The sequence below is a fragment of the Devosia sp. SL43 genome (genome assembly GCF_021729885.1).
Taxonomy (GTDB): Bacteria; Pseudomonadota; Alphaproteobacteria; order Rhizobiales; family Devosiaceae; genus Devosia.
The window spans coordinates 1,676,265-1,694,181 of the sequence record NZ_CP063401.1 but is presented as its reverse complement, the minus strand read 5'-3'; the positions used below and the strand labels follow the sequence as shown (position 1 = coordinate 1,694,181).

The window sequence follows — 17,917 nt, the reverse complement described above, 5'->3', positions numbered from 1 at the left end:
CAATATCAGAGTAGCCCTCATGGTGAGGTGCGCTTCTTCAGCGCCTCGAACCACGAGGGCGTGGCACTACTCCTCCCCGATCACCACGCTGCGCGTCAATTCACCCGTCGTCTGATCGAACAGTGCCAGTGTCGTCACGCCATTGATCGTATAGGTGACGTTGATCGCGCCTTCGCTGACCACGGCCGATACCACCTCGGCTCCCGCAGGAACGGTGACAGTCTCCGCGACGGCCGGTGGTGGGGCGTCTCGCATCACGCGATAGACAAGGGCGATGCCAATCGCCATAAAGCCCAGCAACAGGATGCCGATCGAGATACCGAACGAACGGCGGGCCTTTCCCAGCATGGCAATGGCTTCGGGCGTCAGTGGCGCATCCGGCTTTTGTTCGGCTGCACCAGTTTCGTTAGGATTGCTCATGACCGAAGATAGCTCACTGGAGTTCGAGGGCGACGAAGTCGAAGTCGTGGTCGATGCCGACATGGCCGGCGGGCGGCTCGATGCCGTGCTGGCCAGGGTGCACAGCGTGCTGAGCCGCAGCCGGATCAAGGATTTGATCCTCGAAGGCGCGGTCAGCATCAACGGCAGGACCGTCAGCGAGCCCAATTACCGGCTTAGTGTGGGCGAGACAATCGTCCTTCTTGCCCCACCCCCCGAAGATGCCGAACCGCATCCGGAAGATATCCCGCTCGATATCCTGTTCGAGGACGACCAGTTGATCGTGGTCAACAAGCCAGTCGGCATGGTGGTGCATCCGGCGCCGGGCTCGCCCGACGGGACGCTGGTCAATGCGCTGCTGTTCCATTGCGGCGACAGTCTGCAGGGTATTGGCGGCGTCAAGCGCCCGGGGATCGTGCATCGGCTGGACCGGGATACGTCTGGCGTGATGGTGGCGGCGAAGACGGAGACGGCGCATAAGCATCTGTCGGCGCAGTTTGCCGATCATGGTCGCACCGGGCCGCTGCATCGGGCGTACATCGCCTTTGTCTGGGGCACGACCGAGACGGCTAAGGGAACGGTGGTGGCGCCGCTGGGCCGCGACCAGAACAACCGGCTCAAGCAGACCGTCCGCAAGGATGGGCGCGAGGCGATTACCCATTACGCCGTCGAGGCGCGTTTTGGCGACGAGGGCTGGGACATTACGCGGGTGCAGTGCCAGCTTGAGACCGGGCGCACGCATCAGATCCGCGTGCATATGGCCCATATCGGTCATCCGTTGGTCGCCGATACGGTCTATGCTTCGGGCTATGCCACCAAGATCAACCGGCTGCCGCCGGAGGTTGCCGGACCGATCCAGGCGTTGGGACGGCAGGCTCTGCATGCGGCTGAACTGGGGTTCGAGCACCCTGTGACGGGCGAGGAGATGTTCTTCGAGGCGCCATTGCCTGAGGACCTGCAGGCGCTGGAAGAGGCGCTTGGAGATTTCAACAAGGCGTTTGCGCGGTAGTCAGTTCGGAACCATTGCCAACCTTGCGCATTTGTAAGGGTTGGTCCTCTTACATTCGCCAAACTGCCGACTATATATCCATCGTAGTCTACCGATGGGCCGTTCGCGGGCATAGGTAGACGGGGAGATTCCGCCCGCGGAATGCGGGGGAGCAAGAAAGGGGTGCGTTGATGGCCCAGACAAATTTGCCGGTTCTTTCAGCCGAAGGTGGCCTTAGCCGCTACCTCCAGGAAATTCGCAAGTTCCCGATGCTGGAACCGGATGAAGAATACATGCTGGCCAAGCGCTACAAGGAACACGCCGATCCGGGCGCGGCCCAGAAGCTGATCACCAGCCATCTCCGCCTCGTCGCCAAGATTGCCATGGGGTATCGCGGCTACGGCCTGCCGATCTCGGAAGTTATTTCGGAAGGCAATGTGGGTCTGATGCATGCGGTCAAGCGCTTCGAGCCTGAAAAGGGCTTCCGCTTGGCTACTTATGCGATGTGGTGGATCCGCGCGGCGATACAGGAATATGTCCTGCGCTCGTGGAGCCTGGTCAAGATCGGCACGACAGCCGCGCAGAAGCGGCTGTTCTTCAACCTGCGCAAGGTTAAGGGCCAGATCGCGGCGCTTGATGACGGTTCCCTGCATCCCGACCAGATCGCGCAGATCGCGACGACGCTGAATGTCACCGAGGCCGATGTGGTGTCGATGAATGCGCGGCTGTCGGGCGATGCGTCGCTCAATTCGCCGATGCGGGCCGACGAGGGCGCGTCGGAGTGGCAGGACTGGCTGGTGGACGATACCCCGAGCCAGGAAACCACGCTGGGCGAGAGCGAGGAATATTCCGAGCGCATGGGCCTGCTGAACAATGCCATGACCGTGCTCAACGAGCGCGAAAAGGCGATCTTCCATGCCCGCCGCCTGCAGGAAAATCCGGCAACGCTGGAAGAGCTGGCGCAGCAGTATGATGTCAGCCGCGAGCGCATCCGCCAGATCGAGGTTCGCGCCTTCGAGAAGGTTCAGGACGCAGTGCGGGAAGCGGCGCGCAGCGCGGCTTAAGCCGAGACGGACGCAGAATGAATTGAAGGCGGGCCAAGAGCCCGCCTTTTTCTTTGCGAGATATTGCAGTCGACACCCTCCCCCTTGAGGGGAGGGATCAAGGGAGGGGGTGGCCGATGCGATATCGGGGCTCCCTTACCCCCTCCCGAGCTCCGCTAAGCCTGCGGCTAAGCTTCGCTTGCCCTCCCCTCAAGGGGGAGGGTGAAACCAGTGATAGTGGCGAGACGGTGCCTGGCTGCCAGACCACTATGGCGTGATTACCATGCGCTGGTTGTCGCGGTCGGACTCATAGGTGGCCGGATCGTAGGCCGCCTGGGCTTCCAGCTCTTCGCGTGAGGCGTTGATGAACAGGTAGCGGTTGCCGAAGGTGTCGGAGGAGAAGGTGAGGTTGTCGAAGCCGACGGCGACCGGCTTGGCGCCCAGGCCGAGGAAGCCGCCGACATCGACGATGACGGCATCGAAGCTCAGGTCGGGATTGGTGATGATATCGCCGATGGTGCCGATCTGTTCGTCATTGATGCCATAGACGCCAATGCCGCGCAGATCGTCGGCGGTCAGGCCGCTTTCGTCGAACTCGGAAAAGCCGGAGCGATCGACGGGCGTGCTGATGACGGGTCGCTCTGCCTGGTCCGTGGTCAGGGCTGGATCTACGGGCGCGGCGTTCGGGTCGCCTTCGACAAGCTGGTCCTGTTCCTCCGCCGGGGTCATGGCCGACTCGCCGGTGACTTCCTCGCTGTCGGTCCAGATGAAGGCAGGCGCTGCTGTCAGGGCTTCGGCGGTGGTGCTGAGCACCCAGCGGCGGGAGCCGTCGGCGCCTTTGGCCCATTCAAGCTGGGAGAAGTCGACAGCGACGTCCTTGGTCCCCACGCCGAGGAAGCCACCGACCCCGATGACCACGGCACTGACACCCAAGCCGGAGGTGATGACGAGATTGTTGATGGTGCCGATGTTCTCGGCATCCTCGCCCGCCGAGCTATAGACAGTCTCGCCGAGCAGCTGAGTGACCAGAATATCGCTGCCGCCGGTGGCATAGCCTTCCGACAGCAAGGTCGGGGTGGTAATTCCGCTACGTTCCAGCTCGGTCGACGGCGCGATCGGGGTGGCTTCCTGCGCTATGCCTGGCACAGTCAGCAGCAAGGCAAGAGTGGAGGCGGTAATCAGGCGGCGCATGGCAATTCTCCGGCTTGACGCAAAAAGGGGCCGGCCCGAAGGCCAGCCCCCAACAGTGATAATTCGCGAGAGATTAGTTGGTTGCGGGTGCCGCAGCCGGATCGGCTGGAGCCATCGCATCGGCAGGAGCAGCCGGGTCGGCCGGAGTCATGCCATCAGCCGCACCGTCGACGGGCTCATCTTCCTCCCAGACGAAGTCTGGAGCGGCAGTGAGGGCCTCGGCGGTGGTGGGCAGGACCCAGCGCTCGGTGTTGTCAGCAGCCAGGGTAAATTCGAGCATGCCGAAATCAACCGCGACGGCCTTTTCGCCGATGCCCAGGAAGCCGCCGACGCCGATGACTACAGCCGTGATCTGACCGCTTTCGTCAAAGACCAGATCGTCGATATTGCCGATTTCCTCGGCATCATCACCGGCGGTCGAGAAGACCGGCTGGCCGATCAGGCGCGAGCCAAGATTGTCAGTATCAGCGGCGGTATAGCCGGCCGACATGTCCCAGGGTTCGTTGATGTCGGTCTCTTCCATGGCGCCGGATTCGACCGGAGCAGCCTCCGTAGCGGCAGGAGCCACCGGGTCGGTGGCGGCGGGTGCCGCCGGATCAGCAGGCGCCTCGGTTGTCGCCGGAGCAGCCGGATCGGCTGGTGTCGTGGCGTCCTGAGCCATGACGCCTGCGGTCAGCAGGATCGAAAGGGCGGTAGTGGTCAGCAGGGTGCGGATCATTGTAGGCTCCATAGGTTCATCGTTGAGGTGAACAGGGCCGCGCGACACAAAACTTGCCGGTGGAGTGCCGTGCGGCCCATGATGTTTCGACAACGTCACGAATCCGCGTGGGTTCCCTGATCGTTTGTCGCGGGCGTGCGGAAATTGAAAAGGCCGGCTCTCGAAACGAGGCCGGCCTTCTCCGCCTCCCTGGCGGTTTTTCGTCTGGGGTTGCCGCGCTGCTATGGGCGCGCAGGCCTCCCGACATCGAGGACAATAGCGCATGTGTTGGGGCACGGCGCGGGGAGTCCGCCGACAGGCTTAAGCGCTTGCTAATTGGTTAATATTGCCGTCTCGCGGTCATAGGTTCGCATGGCGCGATGGGGCATGCCGCCGTCCTGGAATTCCGGGCCGAAGGCGGCAAAGCCGAGCCGTTCGTAGAAGGCAAGTTTGTCGGACTGGGCGGTGAGGTAAAATCGATCGCGACCCGCCATGCGGGCGTGATCCATGGCGACAAGGATGAGCTGCTTGGCTATGCCCTGGCCGCGGAAGGAAAACCGAACGGCCACGCGACCGATCTTGATGTGTTCGGGTTTGTCGATGAGGCGGAGGGTGCCGACAACTTCGCCGGCGACGATGGCGACAAAGTGCGTGGCCGTCAGGTCATCGGCATCGTTCTCTTCTTCCTCGGGGACCTTCTGCTCCCAGACGAATACCTCGCGTCGCAAGGCGAAGGCAGCGTTGCAGAGGGTGGAGAAGGGCGGAACGATGAGGATGGCGGTGGTCATGACACAACGATAGCGGGCTGCCCTGTGCCTGTCACCCGACCGCGTTGAGTTGCGCCATCTGCGCCTGCACCGGCGCGCCGTGGACCAGGCTGTTGATGAAAGCCAGCTTCTCGATAACCTTAGAGGTGAGGATGAAGGGGTAGGCATCCTGGTGACCCATGGCGCGATTGAGGTTGTTGAGCATCGACGCCAAGGGAATCCAGTGGTCGATCGTCACGCCCAGATCGGGCTCCATATAGGAGTCGAAGCTGGCAGGCTCGACGGACAGATGCCGATCTTGGGTCCGTGGTCGCGCGCGGACGCCGAAGGCCGAGGCCATCTCCACCGTGTCGGTGATGTGGAGATAGTGGGCGAAGGTCTCGGCGAAGTCCTCCCACGGATGGGCGGTGGCATAGGCGCTGATGTGGGTTTGCGGCCAGCCTTGGGGCGCACCATTGGCGTAATATGTCTGGAGCGCGAGATTGTAGTCCACGGTTTCGTCGCCGAAGAGCGCGCGAAAGCGGTCTTGCGCCGGCTGATGATCGACCAGCAGATCCCAGTAGTGATGGCCGATCTCGTGGCGGAAGTGTCCGAGGAGGGTGCGGTACGGCTCGCCCATGCTGGCGCGGCGGTATTCGCGTTCGGCGTCGTCGGCTTCGGCCAGAGCGATGGTGACGATGCCGTTTTCATGACCGGTCATGACGGGCATAGCGGCGACCGGCATATCAGCCAGGAAGCGGAAGCTCAGGCCGTGCGCGGGGTTTTCGTTGCGCGTTTGAAGCGGAAGATCGAGCCGAAGCAGGGAATAGAACAGGCGCTTCTTGGCACGTTCGATGGTCTGCCAGCGCGCCAGGTTCCGTGGATCGTCGATAGCGGGGATTGTCTCGTTGTGCCGACAGGCGGCGCAGTAGACGTCGCCGCCGTGTTGAGCGGGCACCAGCCAGTTGCAGGCGGCAAATTGCGCATTGGCGCAGAAGACATAGCGCTGATCGGGAAAGGCTGGCGTCGACCATGTGCCGTCGGACCTGGTCAGCGACACGAGGGCATTGCGATCGGGGATGTAGCCGAGTTGATGGCCACAGCGCTCGCAGCGGGCATTCTCGAAATAGACGGTATTGCCGCAGTGGTCGCAGACGAAGAGTTTCATTGGTGGCTCCGGTGGCACGGCAACAATGCGCGAAGCGGCGGCGTGTTCCGCCCATTATGCAGGAGCGGGCTCTGGAAGGCGCTGGCAATTGTGGGCATGATTGGTGACATCTGGAGGACGCAGGATGAGTATCGAATTTCTGATCACAACACTGATCGTGGTGGTCTCGCCGGGGACCGGGGCACTCTACACGATCGCCGCCGGATTGAGCCGGGGTGGCAAGGCCAGTCTATGGGCGGCGTTTGGCTGCACGCTGGGCATCGTGCCGCATATGCTGGCGGCGATCACCGGGCTGGCGGCGATCCTTCACACCAGCGCGCTAGCCTTCGAGATCATCAAATATGCCGGTGTGGTCTATCTGCTCTACATGGCCTGGGCAACGCTGAAGGAGACCGGGGCGCTGAGCGTCGAAGGCGATCAGGAGGCGAAATCGGTCGGGAAGGTGATCGTCGAGTCGATCCTGATCAACATCCTCAATCCTAAGCTTTCGATCTTCTTCTTTGCGTTCCTGCCGCAGTTCGTGCCGGCAGCGACGCCCAATGCGCTGAACCGCATGCTGGAGTTGAGCGGGGTGTTCATGGCCATGACCTTTGTGGTCTTTGCCCTATACGGACTGTTCGCGGCAGCCATACGCGGGCACGTGATCTCCCGTCCTGACATCATGGTATGGATGCGCCGGACGTTTGCCGGGGCGTTTGTGCTGCTCGGCGCCAAACTTGCCCTTACGGAGCGATAGACCCTATGGCCGACCTTTCGAGCTTTCCCATCACCAAACTCTGGCCGGCGGCCAATCCTGACGTCATTCAGCTCTATTCGTTTCCGACGCCGAACGGGGTGAAGGTCTCGATGATGCTGGAAGAGACCGGGCTGGCCTATGAGCCGCATGCGGTCAATATCACCAAGAACGAGACCTGGGGTCCGGAATATCTGGCGCTCAATCCAAACGGCAAGATCCCGGCGATCATCGACCCGCATGGCCCTGGAGACAAGCCGCTGGAACTGTTCGAGTCGGGCGCTATCCTGATCTACCTGGCCGAGAAGACCGGCAAGTTTCTGTCATCGGATGCGGCGACGCGCTACCAGACCATCCAGTGGGTGATGTTCCAGATGGCGGCGATCGGGCCGATGTTCGGGCAGGTCGGGTTCTTCCACAAGTTTGCCGGTGCGGCCTATGAGGACAAGCGTCCCCGCGACCGATATGCCGCCGAGTCCAAGCGCCTGCTGGGCGTGCTGGAGACCCGTCTCGAAGGCCGCGACTGGATCATGGACGACTATTCCATCGCCGACATTGCGACGCTGGGCTGGGTGCGCAATTTCATCGGTTTCTACGATGCCGGCGGACTGGTGGACTATGCAAGCCTCAAGAATGTGCCGGCCTGGCTGGAACGTGGGTTGGCGCGTCCGGCAGTGCAGCGGGGGCTCGATATTCCCAAGCGCCCGAGCTGACGCAACCGGCTGAGGAGCTGTGCATTGAACCCCTACCGCAAGGGAGGTTTCAATGCACAGCATCAATGACGACGATATCCGCGACCGCGCCTACGCCCTCTGGGTCGAACAGGGCTCGCCCGAGGGGCGCGAGCAGGAGTTCTGGTACCAGGCCGAGCGCGAGCTGAGCGAGGAGGGCGGGCTGGATACTTCGGAGGAGGCCGCCGAGGTGACGCAGCCGACGCCGCCGGCGGGGACCTTGGCCCGCTAGAGCGTTATCGCTTCGGCAACCGTCAGGAATTCGCGGCCCTTGGTCATTTCGCCGAGCTCCATGAGGTGGAGCCCGGTCGAGACGCGCTCGATATAGCCCCATTGCCAGATGGCCTCCGCGGGCACCTGCGTGCGGGTGGTGAGGTGATGGGCATGGCTGCGGGCAATGTCGTGGGCGTGGCGACCCTCGATGCCCTCGTGCCAGGCGCGCAGCACGACGCCGAGGTCGTAGGCGGGTTCGATGGCGAGGCCTTCGGGGTCGATGAAGCGGAAATGGCCGGGTTCGTTCGGTACGGCCAGCGTGTTGCCCGGGTGAGGGTCGCCGTGGGCGAGCACGGCATTGGCCGGGCGCCAGGCTGCTGCGCGATCACGGCAATACATCAGCGCGGTCTCGATCACATTCTGTGCGCAGGGCTGGCCGAGCGCGTGTGCGGTCCTCAGGATGAACATGGCGAGGCTGTTCGCTTTTTCCTCGCCGGTCGGCAGCGTCAGGTGAGCTGGGACAGGCATCCAGGCCTGGAGCAGCGTGGCGCAGATGGCGTCGACCTTGGTGCGGTAGGGTAGGTCTGCTGCCTCGAGGCTTTCGCCCAGCTCTTCGATCAGAATGGCGTGACGCGCCTCATCGTGGCGGATCAGGCGGGCATAGCCCTTGCCCGCAGCGGCGCCGAGTATGGCGGCCTCATGCCCGCCGTCATGCGCTGGCGGACTGCAGACCTTGACGATGAATGGGTTGCCCTCGGCGTCGGTCGCCTCGGCCACAAAGCCGACTGTGCCGCCGGGCAACGCCTGGCCGATGGTCAGGCCCCACTCCTGTTCGAGGCTAGTCAGGTCGTCGTCAAGTTTGGCCAGCCAGGCGATGCTGGCCTCGCCTTCGCTCTCGGCGCGGCGGCGGACGATGTCGGGAACGGGGAACCGGACCGCGGCCGACATGATCAGGTCACGCTGCCGACGGTCTTGAGGCGGATGCGGGGATGGACCTCGTTCTGGCTCATGACCACCGTTTGCGGGCGGAAACGTTCGATGATGGAGCGGACATGCGGGCGAATGCCGGGGGAGGTGATGAGCACCGGGATTTCGCCCTGCTGCGCGGCGCGCTCAAAGCCTGTCTGGATGGCGCCGATGAACTGCTGCAGGCGCGAGGGCGCCATGGCGAGGTGCCGGTTGTCGCCGTCGCCGACCATGGCTTCGGCGAAGTCGCGTTCCCATTGCGGGCCCAGGGTGAGGAGCGGCAGGTTACCGTCGGGACCCAGGTTGGCGGCGCAGAGTTGGCGGGCGAGACGGCTGCGGACATGCTCGGCGATGATCTGCACCGAGCGGCCGGGGCCGGCGATTTCGGCGATACCTTCGAGGATGGTCGACAGATCGCGGATGGAGATGCGCTCGTTGAGCAGCGTCTGCAGCACACGCTGCACGCCGGAGACCGAGATGAGGCCGGGGACGATGTCCTCCACCAGTTTCTGCTGTTCCTTGGGCAGGCCCGAGAGCAGGGACTGGACATTGGAATAGCTCAGAAGGTCGGCGACATTGGCCTTGAGCACTTCGGTCAGGTGCGTCGAGATGACCGTCGATGGATCGATGATCGAGAGGCCGCGCAGTTCGGCTTCGTCGCGCAAAGCCGGTTCGATCCAGGTGGCGGGCAGGCCGAAGGTCGGCTCGGTCGTATGGTGGCCGGGCAGGTCGATCTTGTTGCCATAGGGGTCCATGACCATGAGCTGGTTGGCGTAGATCTCGCCGGCGCCGGCTTCGACTTCCTTGATGCGGACTTTGTACGCATTGGGTTCGAGCTGCATGTTGTCGAGGATGCGGACCGGCGGCATGACGAAGCCGAGTTCGGTCGCCAGCTGGCGGCGCAGGGCCTTGATCTGCTCGGTAAGACGATCGGACCCGCTCTCGTCTTCCTTGACCAGGCTGAGCAGGCCATAGCCGAGTTCAAGTTTGAGCTCGTCGATCTTGAGGCTGTCGGTGATGGGCTGTTCGCCAGAGGGAGCAGCACCGGGTGCGCCGGGCTGGCTGGCGGCCTTGGTGAGGGCGCTGAGGGCGGCATCCTCGTTGCGCTCGTCCTTGCTGCGCGCCGAGCGCCAGGCGACATAGCCGACACCGACGGCCAGCGCTAGGAAGGGGATGACCGGCATGCCGGGCAGGAAGGCCAGCAGCCCCATGACGGCGGAGGACATGCCCAGGGCGCGGGGATAGCCGGTGAACTGGGCGGATAGAGCCTTGTCGGCGGAGCCGGTGACGCCGGACTTGGAGACGAGGATACCGGCTGCGGTCGAAACGATCAGCGCCGGAATCTGGGAGACGAGGCCGTCGCCGATGGTCAGCAGCGTATAGACATTGCCGGCCTCCTGGATAGAGAGACCTTCCTGCATCATGCCGATGATCATGCCGGCGATGACGTTGATGAAGGTGATGATCAGGCCGGCAATGGCGTCGCCGCGGACGAACTTGGACGCACCGTCCATGTTACCGAAGAAGGCGCTCTCGCCTTCGAGGTCGGCGCGGCGCTTCTTGGCGGTTTCCTCGTCGATCAGGCCGGCACTGAGATCGGCGTCGATCGCCATCTGCTTGCCGGGCATGGCGTCCAAATTGAAGCGCGCAGCGACTTCAGCGATACGGCCGGAACCCTTGGTGATGACGATGAAGTTGACGATCACCAGGATGGCGAAGACCACCACGCCGATGATGAAATTGCCGCGCATGACGAAGTGGCCGAAGGCCTCGATGACGTGGCCGGCGGCGTCGGTGCCGGTATGACCCTCGGAGAGGATCAGGCGCGTTGTCGCCAGATTAAGGCCCAGCCGCAGCATGGTGGCGATCAGCAGCACGGTCGGGAAGGACGAGAATTCGAGCGGCTTCTGGATGAACAGGGCCGTCATCAGGATCATCACCGAGAAGACGATCGACACGGCCAGCAGCAGATCGAGCAGCAGCGGCGACAGCGGCACGATGAGAATGACGATAAGGCCCATGACGCCAGTGGCGAGGGCAATATCGCCAGAGCGCAGCATGTCCACGACCGATGCGGCGCTCGGGACCTTGAATTTAGCGTGCTGGCGGCCGGTGGGCAGGTCGGTCATGCTATTTCCACAACTCCGATGTCATCCCGGCGAAGGCCGGGATCCATGTCCGCATGGTCCCCCGAACGAGGCGTGTGGGGAGCGCCACGGATTTGGATTCCGGCCTTCGCCGGAATGACATCGTGGGTTTGAGGGGCATCAAGCGACCGACCGTCTCTCGCCGGGCTCGGGCACATTGGTGCCTTCGTCGGCATATTGGTTGAGCTTGTTCCTGAGCGTGCGGATTGAGATGCCCAGGATGTTGGCGGCGTGGGTGCGGTTACCCAGCGTGTGATCGAGGGTATCAAGGATCAGGTCACGTTCGACATCAGCCACGGTGCGGCCGACCAGGGCCGCGGACATGGTTTGAGCGGTCTGGGCGAGCTGTGCCGAGAGTGAGGACGCGGCTGCGACTTCATTGAGACCCATGCCATCGGGCAAGACGATGGCATCGGGTCCAATGACGTCACCGGAGGACAGCAGCACTGCCCGGTGCAGCGTGTTCTCAAGCTCGCGCACATTCCCCGGCCAGGGGGCTTGCAACAATGCGGCGCGGGCGTCGGGGGAGAGAACACGCGGGGGCAGGCCATTGGCCTTGGCGTATTTGGCGACGAAGTGCTCGGAGAGAGCAGCAATGTCGCCGGGGCGATCCCGCAGAGCGGGAAGCTTGAGGTTGACCACGTTGAGACGGAACAGCAGGTCCTCACGGAAGCTGCCTTCGCGGACTGCTTCGTTGAGGTTGCGGTTGGAGGTGGCGAGGATGCGGATATCGACTGGCACCGGCTTGCCGCCGCCGACGCGATCGATCAGCCGTTCCTGGATGGCGCGGAGCAGCTTGGACTGCAGGCGCACGTCCATTTCGCTGATTTCGTCGAGCAGCAGCGTACCGCCCGAGGCTTCCTCGAACTTGCCGATGCGGCGGGCGATGGCGCCGGTAAAGGCACCCTTCTCGTGGCCGAAGAGTTCGGATTCGAGCAGAGCCTCTGGGATCGCGGCGCAGTTGACCGAGATGAAGGGCTTGTTGGCGCGCTTGGACTTGGCGTGGACGTATTTGGCGACGACTTCCTTGCCGGTGCCGCTTTCGCCGGTAATCAGGATCGAGGCGTCGGAGCCGGCGATCTGGTCGGCCATCTTGACCACGCGTTCCATGGCCGGATCGCGGAACAGGAACTCGGCGCTTTCGCGGGCGACCGCAGCGATGACGGCGGCGATCAGCTCGGCATCGGGGGGCAGCGGGATGTACTCCTTGGCGCCGGCCCGGATGGCGTTGACGGCGGCAGCCGCATTGGCCTCGACCCCGCAGGCCACCACCGGAATGGCAATGCGCTCGGCTTCGAGCCCGGCGATCAGGCCGGCAATGTCCATGACCACATCGACCAGCAGCAGGTCGGCGCCGCGGCCGGCGCGCAGGGCGGCCAGTGCGATCTCGACCGATGGGGCATGGGCGACCTTTGCCCCGCCATTCATGGCCATCTTGGTGGCTTCGCTGAGCTGGCCCTCGAGGGCTCCGATGATGAGCAGACGCATCCTGGCCTCCCTTACTGTGGTTTGATGATTTCGGTCATGGTGACGCCGAGCTTGCTGTCGACCAGCACGATCTCGCCGCGCGCCACGAGACGTTCGTTGACGAAGATTTCGACGGCCTCGCCGACCTGGCGGTCCAGTTCGATGACGGTGCCGGTATCGAGGCGCAGCAGTTCGCTGACCGGCATCTTGGTGCGGCCAAGCACGACCGAAATGCGAACGGGAACGTCGAACACTGCTTCGAGGTCGCCGGCAGTGCGGTCGATATGGGCTTCGGGGCCGTCGGACTTGCCGGCGGGCATCATCTCTTCGAAGCTGATGGTTTCGGCGATGTCGTTATCGGAAGCGCTCAATGGCCGCTCTCCTCTGAGTTGGCCCGACCGCTCTTGGCGGCGAGGTAGGCCTTGATCTTGGTGTCGATGTCTTTGGAGACGGCGCCGATGTCGCGCACCAGGCCGCCATCGACCCATTCGAGCTTGCCGTCGCCGAGACGTTGATCGGGGTCACCCATGACGATCAGCCGGCCGGAGAAGCCCGAGGTCTGCATATGGGCAGTGGCGATGTCGCGGATGCCGTCGGCAATGGCAGGATGGCAGCGCACGACCAGGTGCGGCACCCCGGCCAGGCTTTGCATGCACTCGCCGATCAGGGCGTCGAGTTCGGTGGTCGGGTAGCGGGCCAACAGGTGCAAGGCCAGCTTGCGACCGACGCTGGCGGCCAGTTCGATTGCTTCGCGCTGCGCCTGCAGCGTGGCGTCGTCGAGGGCGATTGCCATTTCGGCGGTCTGGGTCGCGAGTGTTCCGGCTGCGGCGGCCAGGGTCTGCGCAGCGGTCGCGGTGGCATTGCGCTCACCGGCAACCATGCCTTCGGCATAGGCTTCCTCGCGCGCCTGGGCGATGAGCTGGGCCACCAGGTCCTCGGGCACCATGGGCGTTGGCGGCGCGGCGTTGGTGCGCTTGCCGAGATCGAGATCGAAGGTGAAACGTGCGGGTTGTGCCACTTACGCCACCATCTGGTCGTCGGCTTTGGACTTCATGATGAGGATTTCGCCCTTGGCGGCGAGATCCTTGGCGGTCGACACCATGCGGCCCTGCGCCTCGTCGACGTCCTTGAGACGGACTGGGCCCATGGTTTCCATGTCTTCGCGCAGCAGCTTGGCGGTGCGGCCGGACATGTTGTTGAAGAAGGTTTCCTTGACGCTTTCGTTGGCGCCCTTGAGCGCCATGGCCAGTTCCTTCTTGTCCATCTTGGTGAGCAGGGTCTGGATGGCGGAGGATTCGAGCTTGGCCAGATCCTCGAAGGTGAACATCAGCGACTTGATGCGCTCGGCATCGTCGCGGCTGTTTTCTTCGAGCGTGGTGATGAAGCGGGCCTCGGTCTGGCGATCGAAGCTGTTGAAGATTTCGGCCATCTGCTCATGGCTGTCGCGACGCTTGGAATGGTTGAGCGTCGACATGAATTCGGTCCGCAGGGTGGTCTCAATCTTTTCGAGAATCTCCTTCTGAACGGGATCGAGGCCCAGCATGCGCTGGACCACATCCATGGCGAGTTCCTCCGGCAGGACGGCCAGGACCTTGGAGGCGTGATCGGTGGCGATCTTGGAGAGCACCACGGCGATCGTCTGGGGATATTCGTTCTTGAGATAGGCGGCGAGCACGTCGGCCTGCACGTTGGAGAGCTTCTCCCACATGTTGCGACCGGCCGGTCCGCGGATTTCTTCCATGATGGCATCGACCTTGTCGGGCGACAGGAAGCTGAGCAGCAGGCGTTCGGTGGAGTCGGTGTTGCCGGAAAGCGAGCCGTTGGACGAGATGGTGGTGACGAACTCGATCATCAGGTCGTCCAGCATATCCTGGGTGATCGGGCCAAGTCGCACCATGGCGCGGCTGAGCTGCTTGACCTCGAGTTCGTCGAGTTCATCGAAGATGGGCTTGCCATAGTCGGGGCCGAGGGCGAGCAGCAAGGCGGCGGCCTTCTCGTCGCCCTTGAGGACGCGATGATTGCTCGCATCGCCCACCACCAGCTGGCTGGGGTTGACTGTCATCTGGGCGGCATCGCCGGATTGGGAAACAAGGGCCATGGCGGTTACGCTGCACTACCCAGCCAGTCGCGCACGATAAGCGCGGCTTGCTTGGGATTTTCTTCGACGAGGGTGCCGACGGTCTTGAGGGTCTGGAGCTGGGTTTCGCCCATCGACTTGGCGTTGGCGACCCAGGCAGGTGTCTTGTCCTTGGGCTCTTCTGATGTGTCCGCGATGACGAGGCCGTTGGCGGCGATGACGCCATGATGGCCGAGTTCGGCACCGGACGACAGAGCCAGCGGCTTGGTTTCGGGCGTCAGCACCTTCTTGAGCAGCGGGCGCATGACGAAGAAGACCAGGGCCAGGGCGATCAGCAGGGTCACGGCCATCTCGGCGCCGTTCATGATGTCGTCGCGGGTAAAGTCGAGCAGGCCACCTTCGCCATCCGTGCCGGGGACGGAGAGTTCGGGACGTTCGGCGAACTGCATGTTGACCACTTCGACGCTGTCGCCGCGGGTTTCCGAGTAACCGACGGCAGAGCGGACCAGGGTCAGGATCTGGGCGATTTCGTCGGCGGTGCGCGGCGTATAGGTCTGGTTGCCTGCGCCATCGTCGGCATAGACGCCATCGACCACGACGGCAACCGAGAGGCGCTTGACGGCGCCGGCTTCGGTGACGGCCGTCTGGGTGGTCTTGGAAATCTCGTAGTTGGTGACTTCCTCGGTCGAGGTGCCCTGGTCGGTCGCGCCGGTGGCGCCGGCATTCTGGCTGGCGCCTGGCAGTTCGTTGGCCACCGTCACCTGGCCGTTGGCGCCAGCGGTGATATTCTCGGTTTCACGCACCTGGCTGGAGCGGACGACCTGGCTTTCCGGGTCGAAGGTTTCCTGGGTGGTGGTGGAGCGGTTGTAGTCGATCTCGGCCGAGACCTCGACGCGAGCGCGGCCGGCGCCAACGACATTGGCCAGCATGTCCTCGACGCGGGTGCGCAGGCGGTTCTCGAAGCCCAGCGTGCGCTCGGCGGCTTCGCCGGACATGGCGCCCTCGGTGTCGTCGCCGGTGCCCGAGGCGAGCAGGTTGCCCTGATCGTCGACGATGGACACGCGGGTGGGGGTCAGTCCCTCGATGGCCGACGCCACCAGATGCTGGATGGCGCGGATTTCACCGGAACCCAGTTCACCCCGGACCGACAGCACGATGGACGCCGATGGCTGCTTGGTCTCGCGGCGGAACAGCTCGCGCTCGGGCAGCACGAGGTGGACGCGGGCCGACTTGATGCGGGCGAGCGAGCCGATGGTGCGCGCCAGCTCGCCTTCGAGCGCTCGGACATTGTTGAGGTTCTGCACGAAGCTGGTGGCGCCCAGCGTCGACTGCTCGTCGAAGATTTCGTAGCCGACCTGGCCACGCTGCGGCAGACCCGAACCGGCCAGGCTCATGCGCACGGTGGTGATCTGGTCGCGCGGGATCAGGATGGTGTCGCCGTCGCCGCGCAGCTCGAACGGAATATTCTGCGTCTGCAGTTCGGTCACAATTGCGGAAGAGTCTTCGAGGCTGAGGCCGGTATAGAGCGGGGCAAGGCTCGGCGTCTGGGCCCGCATGATCAGGAACCCGAAGAAGCCGAGCATGAGCACAGCCACAGTCGCCATGGCAGCGAGCCGCGGCAGGCCTATGCGATTGATCAGCTGGGTAAAGTTGTCCACGCCGGCACTCGATTCAAAAAGGTCCTGCGACGCAAACGCGTGAGACGACCGCTAGGCAAAAGTTACCTAGTGGATGGTAAACATTGTCTTAACTCTCGGTTGCAGTTTGCAAATTCCGGCACAAAATGCCGGGCATGATGAAGGAAAGGTTGCGCAATGCTGAAGGTTCTGGGGCGGGTGACGTCGATCAATGTCCGCAAGGTGCTGTGGGCGCTCGACGAACTGGCGCTGGTCTACGACCGGGAGGATTGGGGTTTGCCGCTGCGCGATCCCAAGGTGCCCGAGTTCCTGGCGCTCAATCCCAACGGCCAGGTGCCGGTGCTTGTTGACGACGAATTTGTACTCTGGGAGAGCAATGCCATCCTGATCCACCTGGCCGAGCAGGAGGGTCGGTTGCTGCCTGATCAGTTGGGGGAGCGGGCGCTGGCGCTGCAATGGCTGATCTGGCAGGCGACTGAGCTCAATCCGCCATGGGGTTATGCGCTCAACGCGCTGATCCGCAAGACGCCGGGCTATGACGATCCGGCCAGAATCGCGAATTCGATGGCGAGGTGGGGCGCCAAGATGGACATCCTCGAGGCGCAACTGGCGCGGCGGGATTCTTTCGTTGCTGGTGACAGCTTCAGCATCGCCGATATCGCCCTCGGCCTGTCGATCCACCGCTGGATGATGATACCGACGGAAAAGAAGGCGCTCCCCGCCATAGGCGCATACTACCAGCGGCTGCTGGAGCGGCCGGCCGGCCTTGCCTGGATGGGGCCGGGCACGCCATGACCTGGATCAAGGCGACACCTGCCGGTTAGGTGCAAGCTGCTGCGGACAGCCAATGGAGGTACGCAGCATGTATGACAAGATATTGGTCGCCGTTGATGGTTCGGAACACAGTGACGCTGCCCTGCGTCATGCGCTGGAGCTTGCCCGGTTATCCGGCGGCCAGGTAACGGCGGTGACGGTAACGGAGCCCTCGAGCATGGCCGTTCCCGCACTTGATCTGGTCGCGGTGGATACGGCAAGCCTGTTCGAAGACCTGGAAAAGGCCAAGGCCGAGACGGCAGCGCAGATCCTCGACCACACGCGCAAGGCGGCCGGGAACGTGGCAATCGGGGCGATTCATCTGGCCAGCCGGCAGATTGCCGACGGCATTCTGGAGGCCGCCGAAGCGGCAGGGGCCAGTTTGATTGTCATGGGTTCGCATGGCCGTCGCGGGCTAAGCCGGCTGCTGCTCGGCAGCCAGGCGGCCGAGGTGCTGGCACGGTCCAAGTTGCCGGTGCTGGTGGTCAAGGCCTAACACAAAGCCCGCCGGCTTGCGCCGGCGGGCTTTGAAACTTGCACTGAACGCCAGACTAACCTTCGCGGTAGTGCTGGATCCAGGTGGTCCGCAACCCGGCCAGGCCATGCTTGTCGATGGCGGCCTGCCAGTTGAGGAATTCATCGACGCTCAGGGTGTAGCGGTCGCAGGCCTCTTCGAGGCTGAGCAGCCCGCCGCGTACGGCAGCGACGACTTCGGCTTTGCGGCGAATGACCCACCTCCGCGTATTAGCGGGGGGTAGATCTGCAATCGTGAGCGGACTTCCGTCCGGACCGATAACGTACTTAACGCGAGGACGCATTTGTACGGTCATTTTACTCTCTACTCAACCTGACCATATGACCA

At 63.4% G+C, this 17,917-nt stretch carries 20 protein-coding genes; 7 read left to right on the top strand and 13 right to left on the bottom strand.

Annotation, left to right across the window (positions count from 1 at the left end):
* Positions 1-66: 66 nt before the first annotated feature.
* Positions 67-420, bottom strand: a complete 354-nt coding sequence (locus IM737_RS08335) for a DUF6476 family protein (RefSeq protein ID WP_236899455.1) — start codon at positions 418-420, stop codon at positions 67-69.
* On the opposite strand from IM737_RS08335, the gene IM737_RS08330 reads away from it, so the two are divergent.
* Positions 419-1,447, top strand: coding sequence for an RluA family pseudouridine synthase (locus IM737_RS08330; protein WP_236899454.1), 1,029 nt, complete (start codon positions 419-421; stop codon positions 1,445-1,447). The genes IM737_RS08335 and IM737_RS08330 overlap by 2 nt on opposite strands.
* Positions 1,448-1,617: 170 nt before the next feature.
* Entirely contained in the window at positions 1,618-2,490 is an 873-nt protein-coding gene (gene rpoH, locus IM737_RS08325; RefSeq protein WP_236899453.1) for an RNA polymerase sigma factor RpoH, read from the top strand.
* A gap of 246 nt (positions 2,491-2,736) precedes the next feature.
* Here the strand turns inward: rpoH and IM737_RS08320 are convergent, their stop codons facing one another.
* The 4 genes from IM737_RS08320 to IM737_RS08305 all read right to left on the bottom strand — a co-directional run bounded on the left by IM737_RS08320 (position 2,737) and on the right by IM737_RS08305 (position 6,271).
* Complete coding sequence (locus IM737_RS08320; protein WP_236899452.1) at positions 2,737-3,660, bottom strand: PRC-barrel domain-containing protein; 924 nt, start codon at positions 3,658-3,660, stop codon at positions 2,737-2,739.
* 73 nt (positions 3,661-3,733) lie between these two features.
* Entirely contained in the window at positions 3,734-4,378 is a 645-nt protein-coding gene (locus IM737_RS08315; protein ID WP_236899451.1) for a PRC-barrel domain-containing protein, read from the bottom strand.
* A gap of 311 nt (positions 4,379-4,689) precedes the next feature.
* The gene (locus IM737_RS08310) at positions 4,690-5,145 is read right to left on the bottom strand and encodes a GNAT family N-acetyltransferase (RefSeq protein ID WP_236899450.1); all 456 of its coding nucleotides are present in this window, start codon (positions 5,143-5,145) and stop codon (positions 4,690-4,692) included.
* Positions 5,146-5,176: 31 nt separating this feature from the next.
* Positions 5,177-6,271 carry a zinc-binding metallopeptidase family protein gene (locus IM737_RS08305; protein WP_236899449.1) on the bottom strand — a complete coding sequence of 365 codons (1,095 nt, stop codon included), beginning with the start codon at positions 6,269-6,271 and terminating at the stop codon, positions 5,177-5,179.
* A 124-nt stretch (positions 6,272-6,395) separates the two neighbouring features.
* On the opposite strand from IM737_RS08305, the gene IM737_RS08300 reads away from it, so the two are divergent.
* From IM737_RS08300 to IM737_RS08290, 3 genes are read left to right on the top strand one after another with little or no spacing between them, the layout of a single operon-like run.
* Positions 6,396-7,007, top strand: coding sequence for a LysE family translocator (locus tag IM737_RS08300; RefSeq protein ID WP_236899448.1), 612 nt, complete (start codon positions 6,396-6,398; stop codon positions 7,005-7,007).
* 5 nt (positions 7,008-7,012) lie between these two features.
* Positions 7,013-7,717: a glutathione S-transferase N-terminal domain-containing protein gene (locus IM737_RS08295; RefSeq protein ID WP_236899447.1), complete on the top strand. Its 705-nt coding sequence runs from the start codon at positions 7,013-7,015 to the stop codon at positions 7,715-7,717.
* Positions 7,718-7,769: 52 nt separating this feature from the next.
* Complete coding sequence (locus IM737_RS08290; protein ID WP_236899446.1) at positions 7,770-7,967, top strand: DUF2934 domain-containing protein; 198 nt, start codon at positions 7,770-7,772, stop codon at positions 7,965-7,967.
* Here IM737_RS08290 and IM737_RS08285 read toward each other — a convergent pair.
* The 7 genes from IM737_RS08285 to fliF form a co-directional block, all read right to left on the bottom strand.
* Positions 7,964-8,896, bottom strand: a complete 933-nt coding sequence (locus IM737_RS08285) for an aminoglycoside phosphotransferase family protein (protein ID WP_236899445.1) — start codon at positions 8,894-8,896, stop codon at positions 7,964-7,966. The genes IM737_RS08290 and IM737_RS08285 overlap by 4 nt on opposite strands.
* Positions 8,897-8,898: 2 nt before the next feature.
* Positions 8,899-11,043 (bottom strand): flagellar biosynthesis protein FlhA, encoded by a 2,145-nt coding sequence (flhA, locus tag IM737_RS08280; protein WP_236899444.1) that lies wholly within the window; start codon positions 11,041-11,043, stop codon positions 8,899-8,901.
* Positions 11,044-11,181: 138 nt separating this feature from the next.
* Positions 11,182-12,549, bottom strand: coding sequence for a sigma-54-dependent transcriptional regulator FlbD (flbD, locus tag IM737_RS08275; RefSeq protein WP_236899443.1), 1,368 nt, complete (start codon positions 12,547-12,549; stop codon positions 11,182-11,184).
* A gap of 11 nt (positions 12,550-12,560) precedes the next feature.
* Positions 12,561-12,851 carry a flagellar motor switch protein FliN gene (fliN, locus tag IM737_RS08270; RefSeq protein WP_236899888.1) on the bottom strand — a complete coding sequence of 97 codons (291 nt, stop codon included), beginning with the start codon at positions 12,849-12,851 and terminating at the stop codon, positions 12,561-12,563.
* A 44-nt stretch (positions 12,852-12,895) separates the two neighbouring features.
* Positions 12,896-13,546 (bottom strand): hypothetical protein, encoded by a 651-nt coding sequence (locus tag IM737_RS08265; protein WP_236899442.1) that lies wholly within the window; start codon positions 13,544-13,546, stop codon positions 12,896-12,898.
* Positions 13,547-14,590, bottom strand: a complete 1,044-nt coding sequence (fliG, locus tag IM737_RS08260; protein ID WP_236899887.1) for a flagellar motor switch protein FliG — start codon at positions 14,588-14,590, stop codon at positions 13,547-13,549.
* 41 nt (positions 14,591-14,631) lie between these two features.
* Positions 14,632-16,263 carry a flagellar basal-body MS-ring/collar protein FliF gene (gene fliF, locus IM737_RS08255; RefSeq protein WP_336886234.1) on the bottom strand — a complete coding sequence of 544 codons (1,632 nt, stop codon included), beginning with the start codon at positions 16,261-16,263 and terminating at the stop codon, positions 14,632-14,634.
* A gap of 156 nt (positions 16,264-16,419) precedes the next feature.
* Here fliF and IM737_RS08250 point away from each other — a divergent pair, with 156 nt between their 5' ends.
* Together IM737_RS08250 and IM737_RS08245 are read left to right on the top strand one after the other, a co-directional pair.
* The gene (locus IM737_RS08250) at positions 16,420-17,037 is read left to right on the top strand and encodes a glutathione S-transferase family protein (RefSeq protein ID WP_236899441.1); all 618 of its coding nucleotides are present in this window, start codon (positions 16,420-16,422) and stop codon (positions 17,035-17,037) included.
* Positions 17,038-17,104: 67 nt separating this feature from the next.
* On the top strand, positions 17,105-17,551 hold the full coding sequence (locus IM737_RS08245) for a universal stress protein (protein ID WP_236899440.1): 447 nt from the start codon (positions 17,105-17,107) through the stop codon (positions 17,549-17,551).
* Between the two features lie 55 nt (positions 17,552-17,606).
* Here IM737_RS08245 and sciP read toward each other — a convergent pair whose 3' ends face one another.
* Positions 17,607-17,885, bottom strand: a complete 279-nt coding sequence (gene sciP / locus IM737_RS08240) for a CtrA inhibitor SciP (RefSeq protein WP_035102845.1) — start codon at positions 17,883-17,885, stop codon at positions 17,607-17,609.
* Positions 17,886-17,917 lie beyond the last annotated feature (32 nt).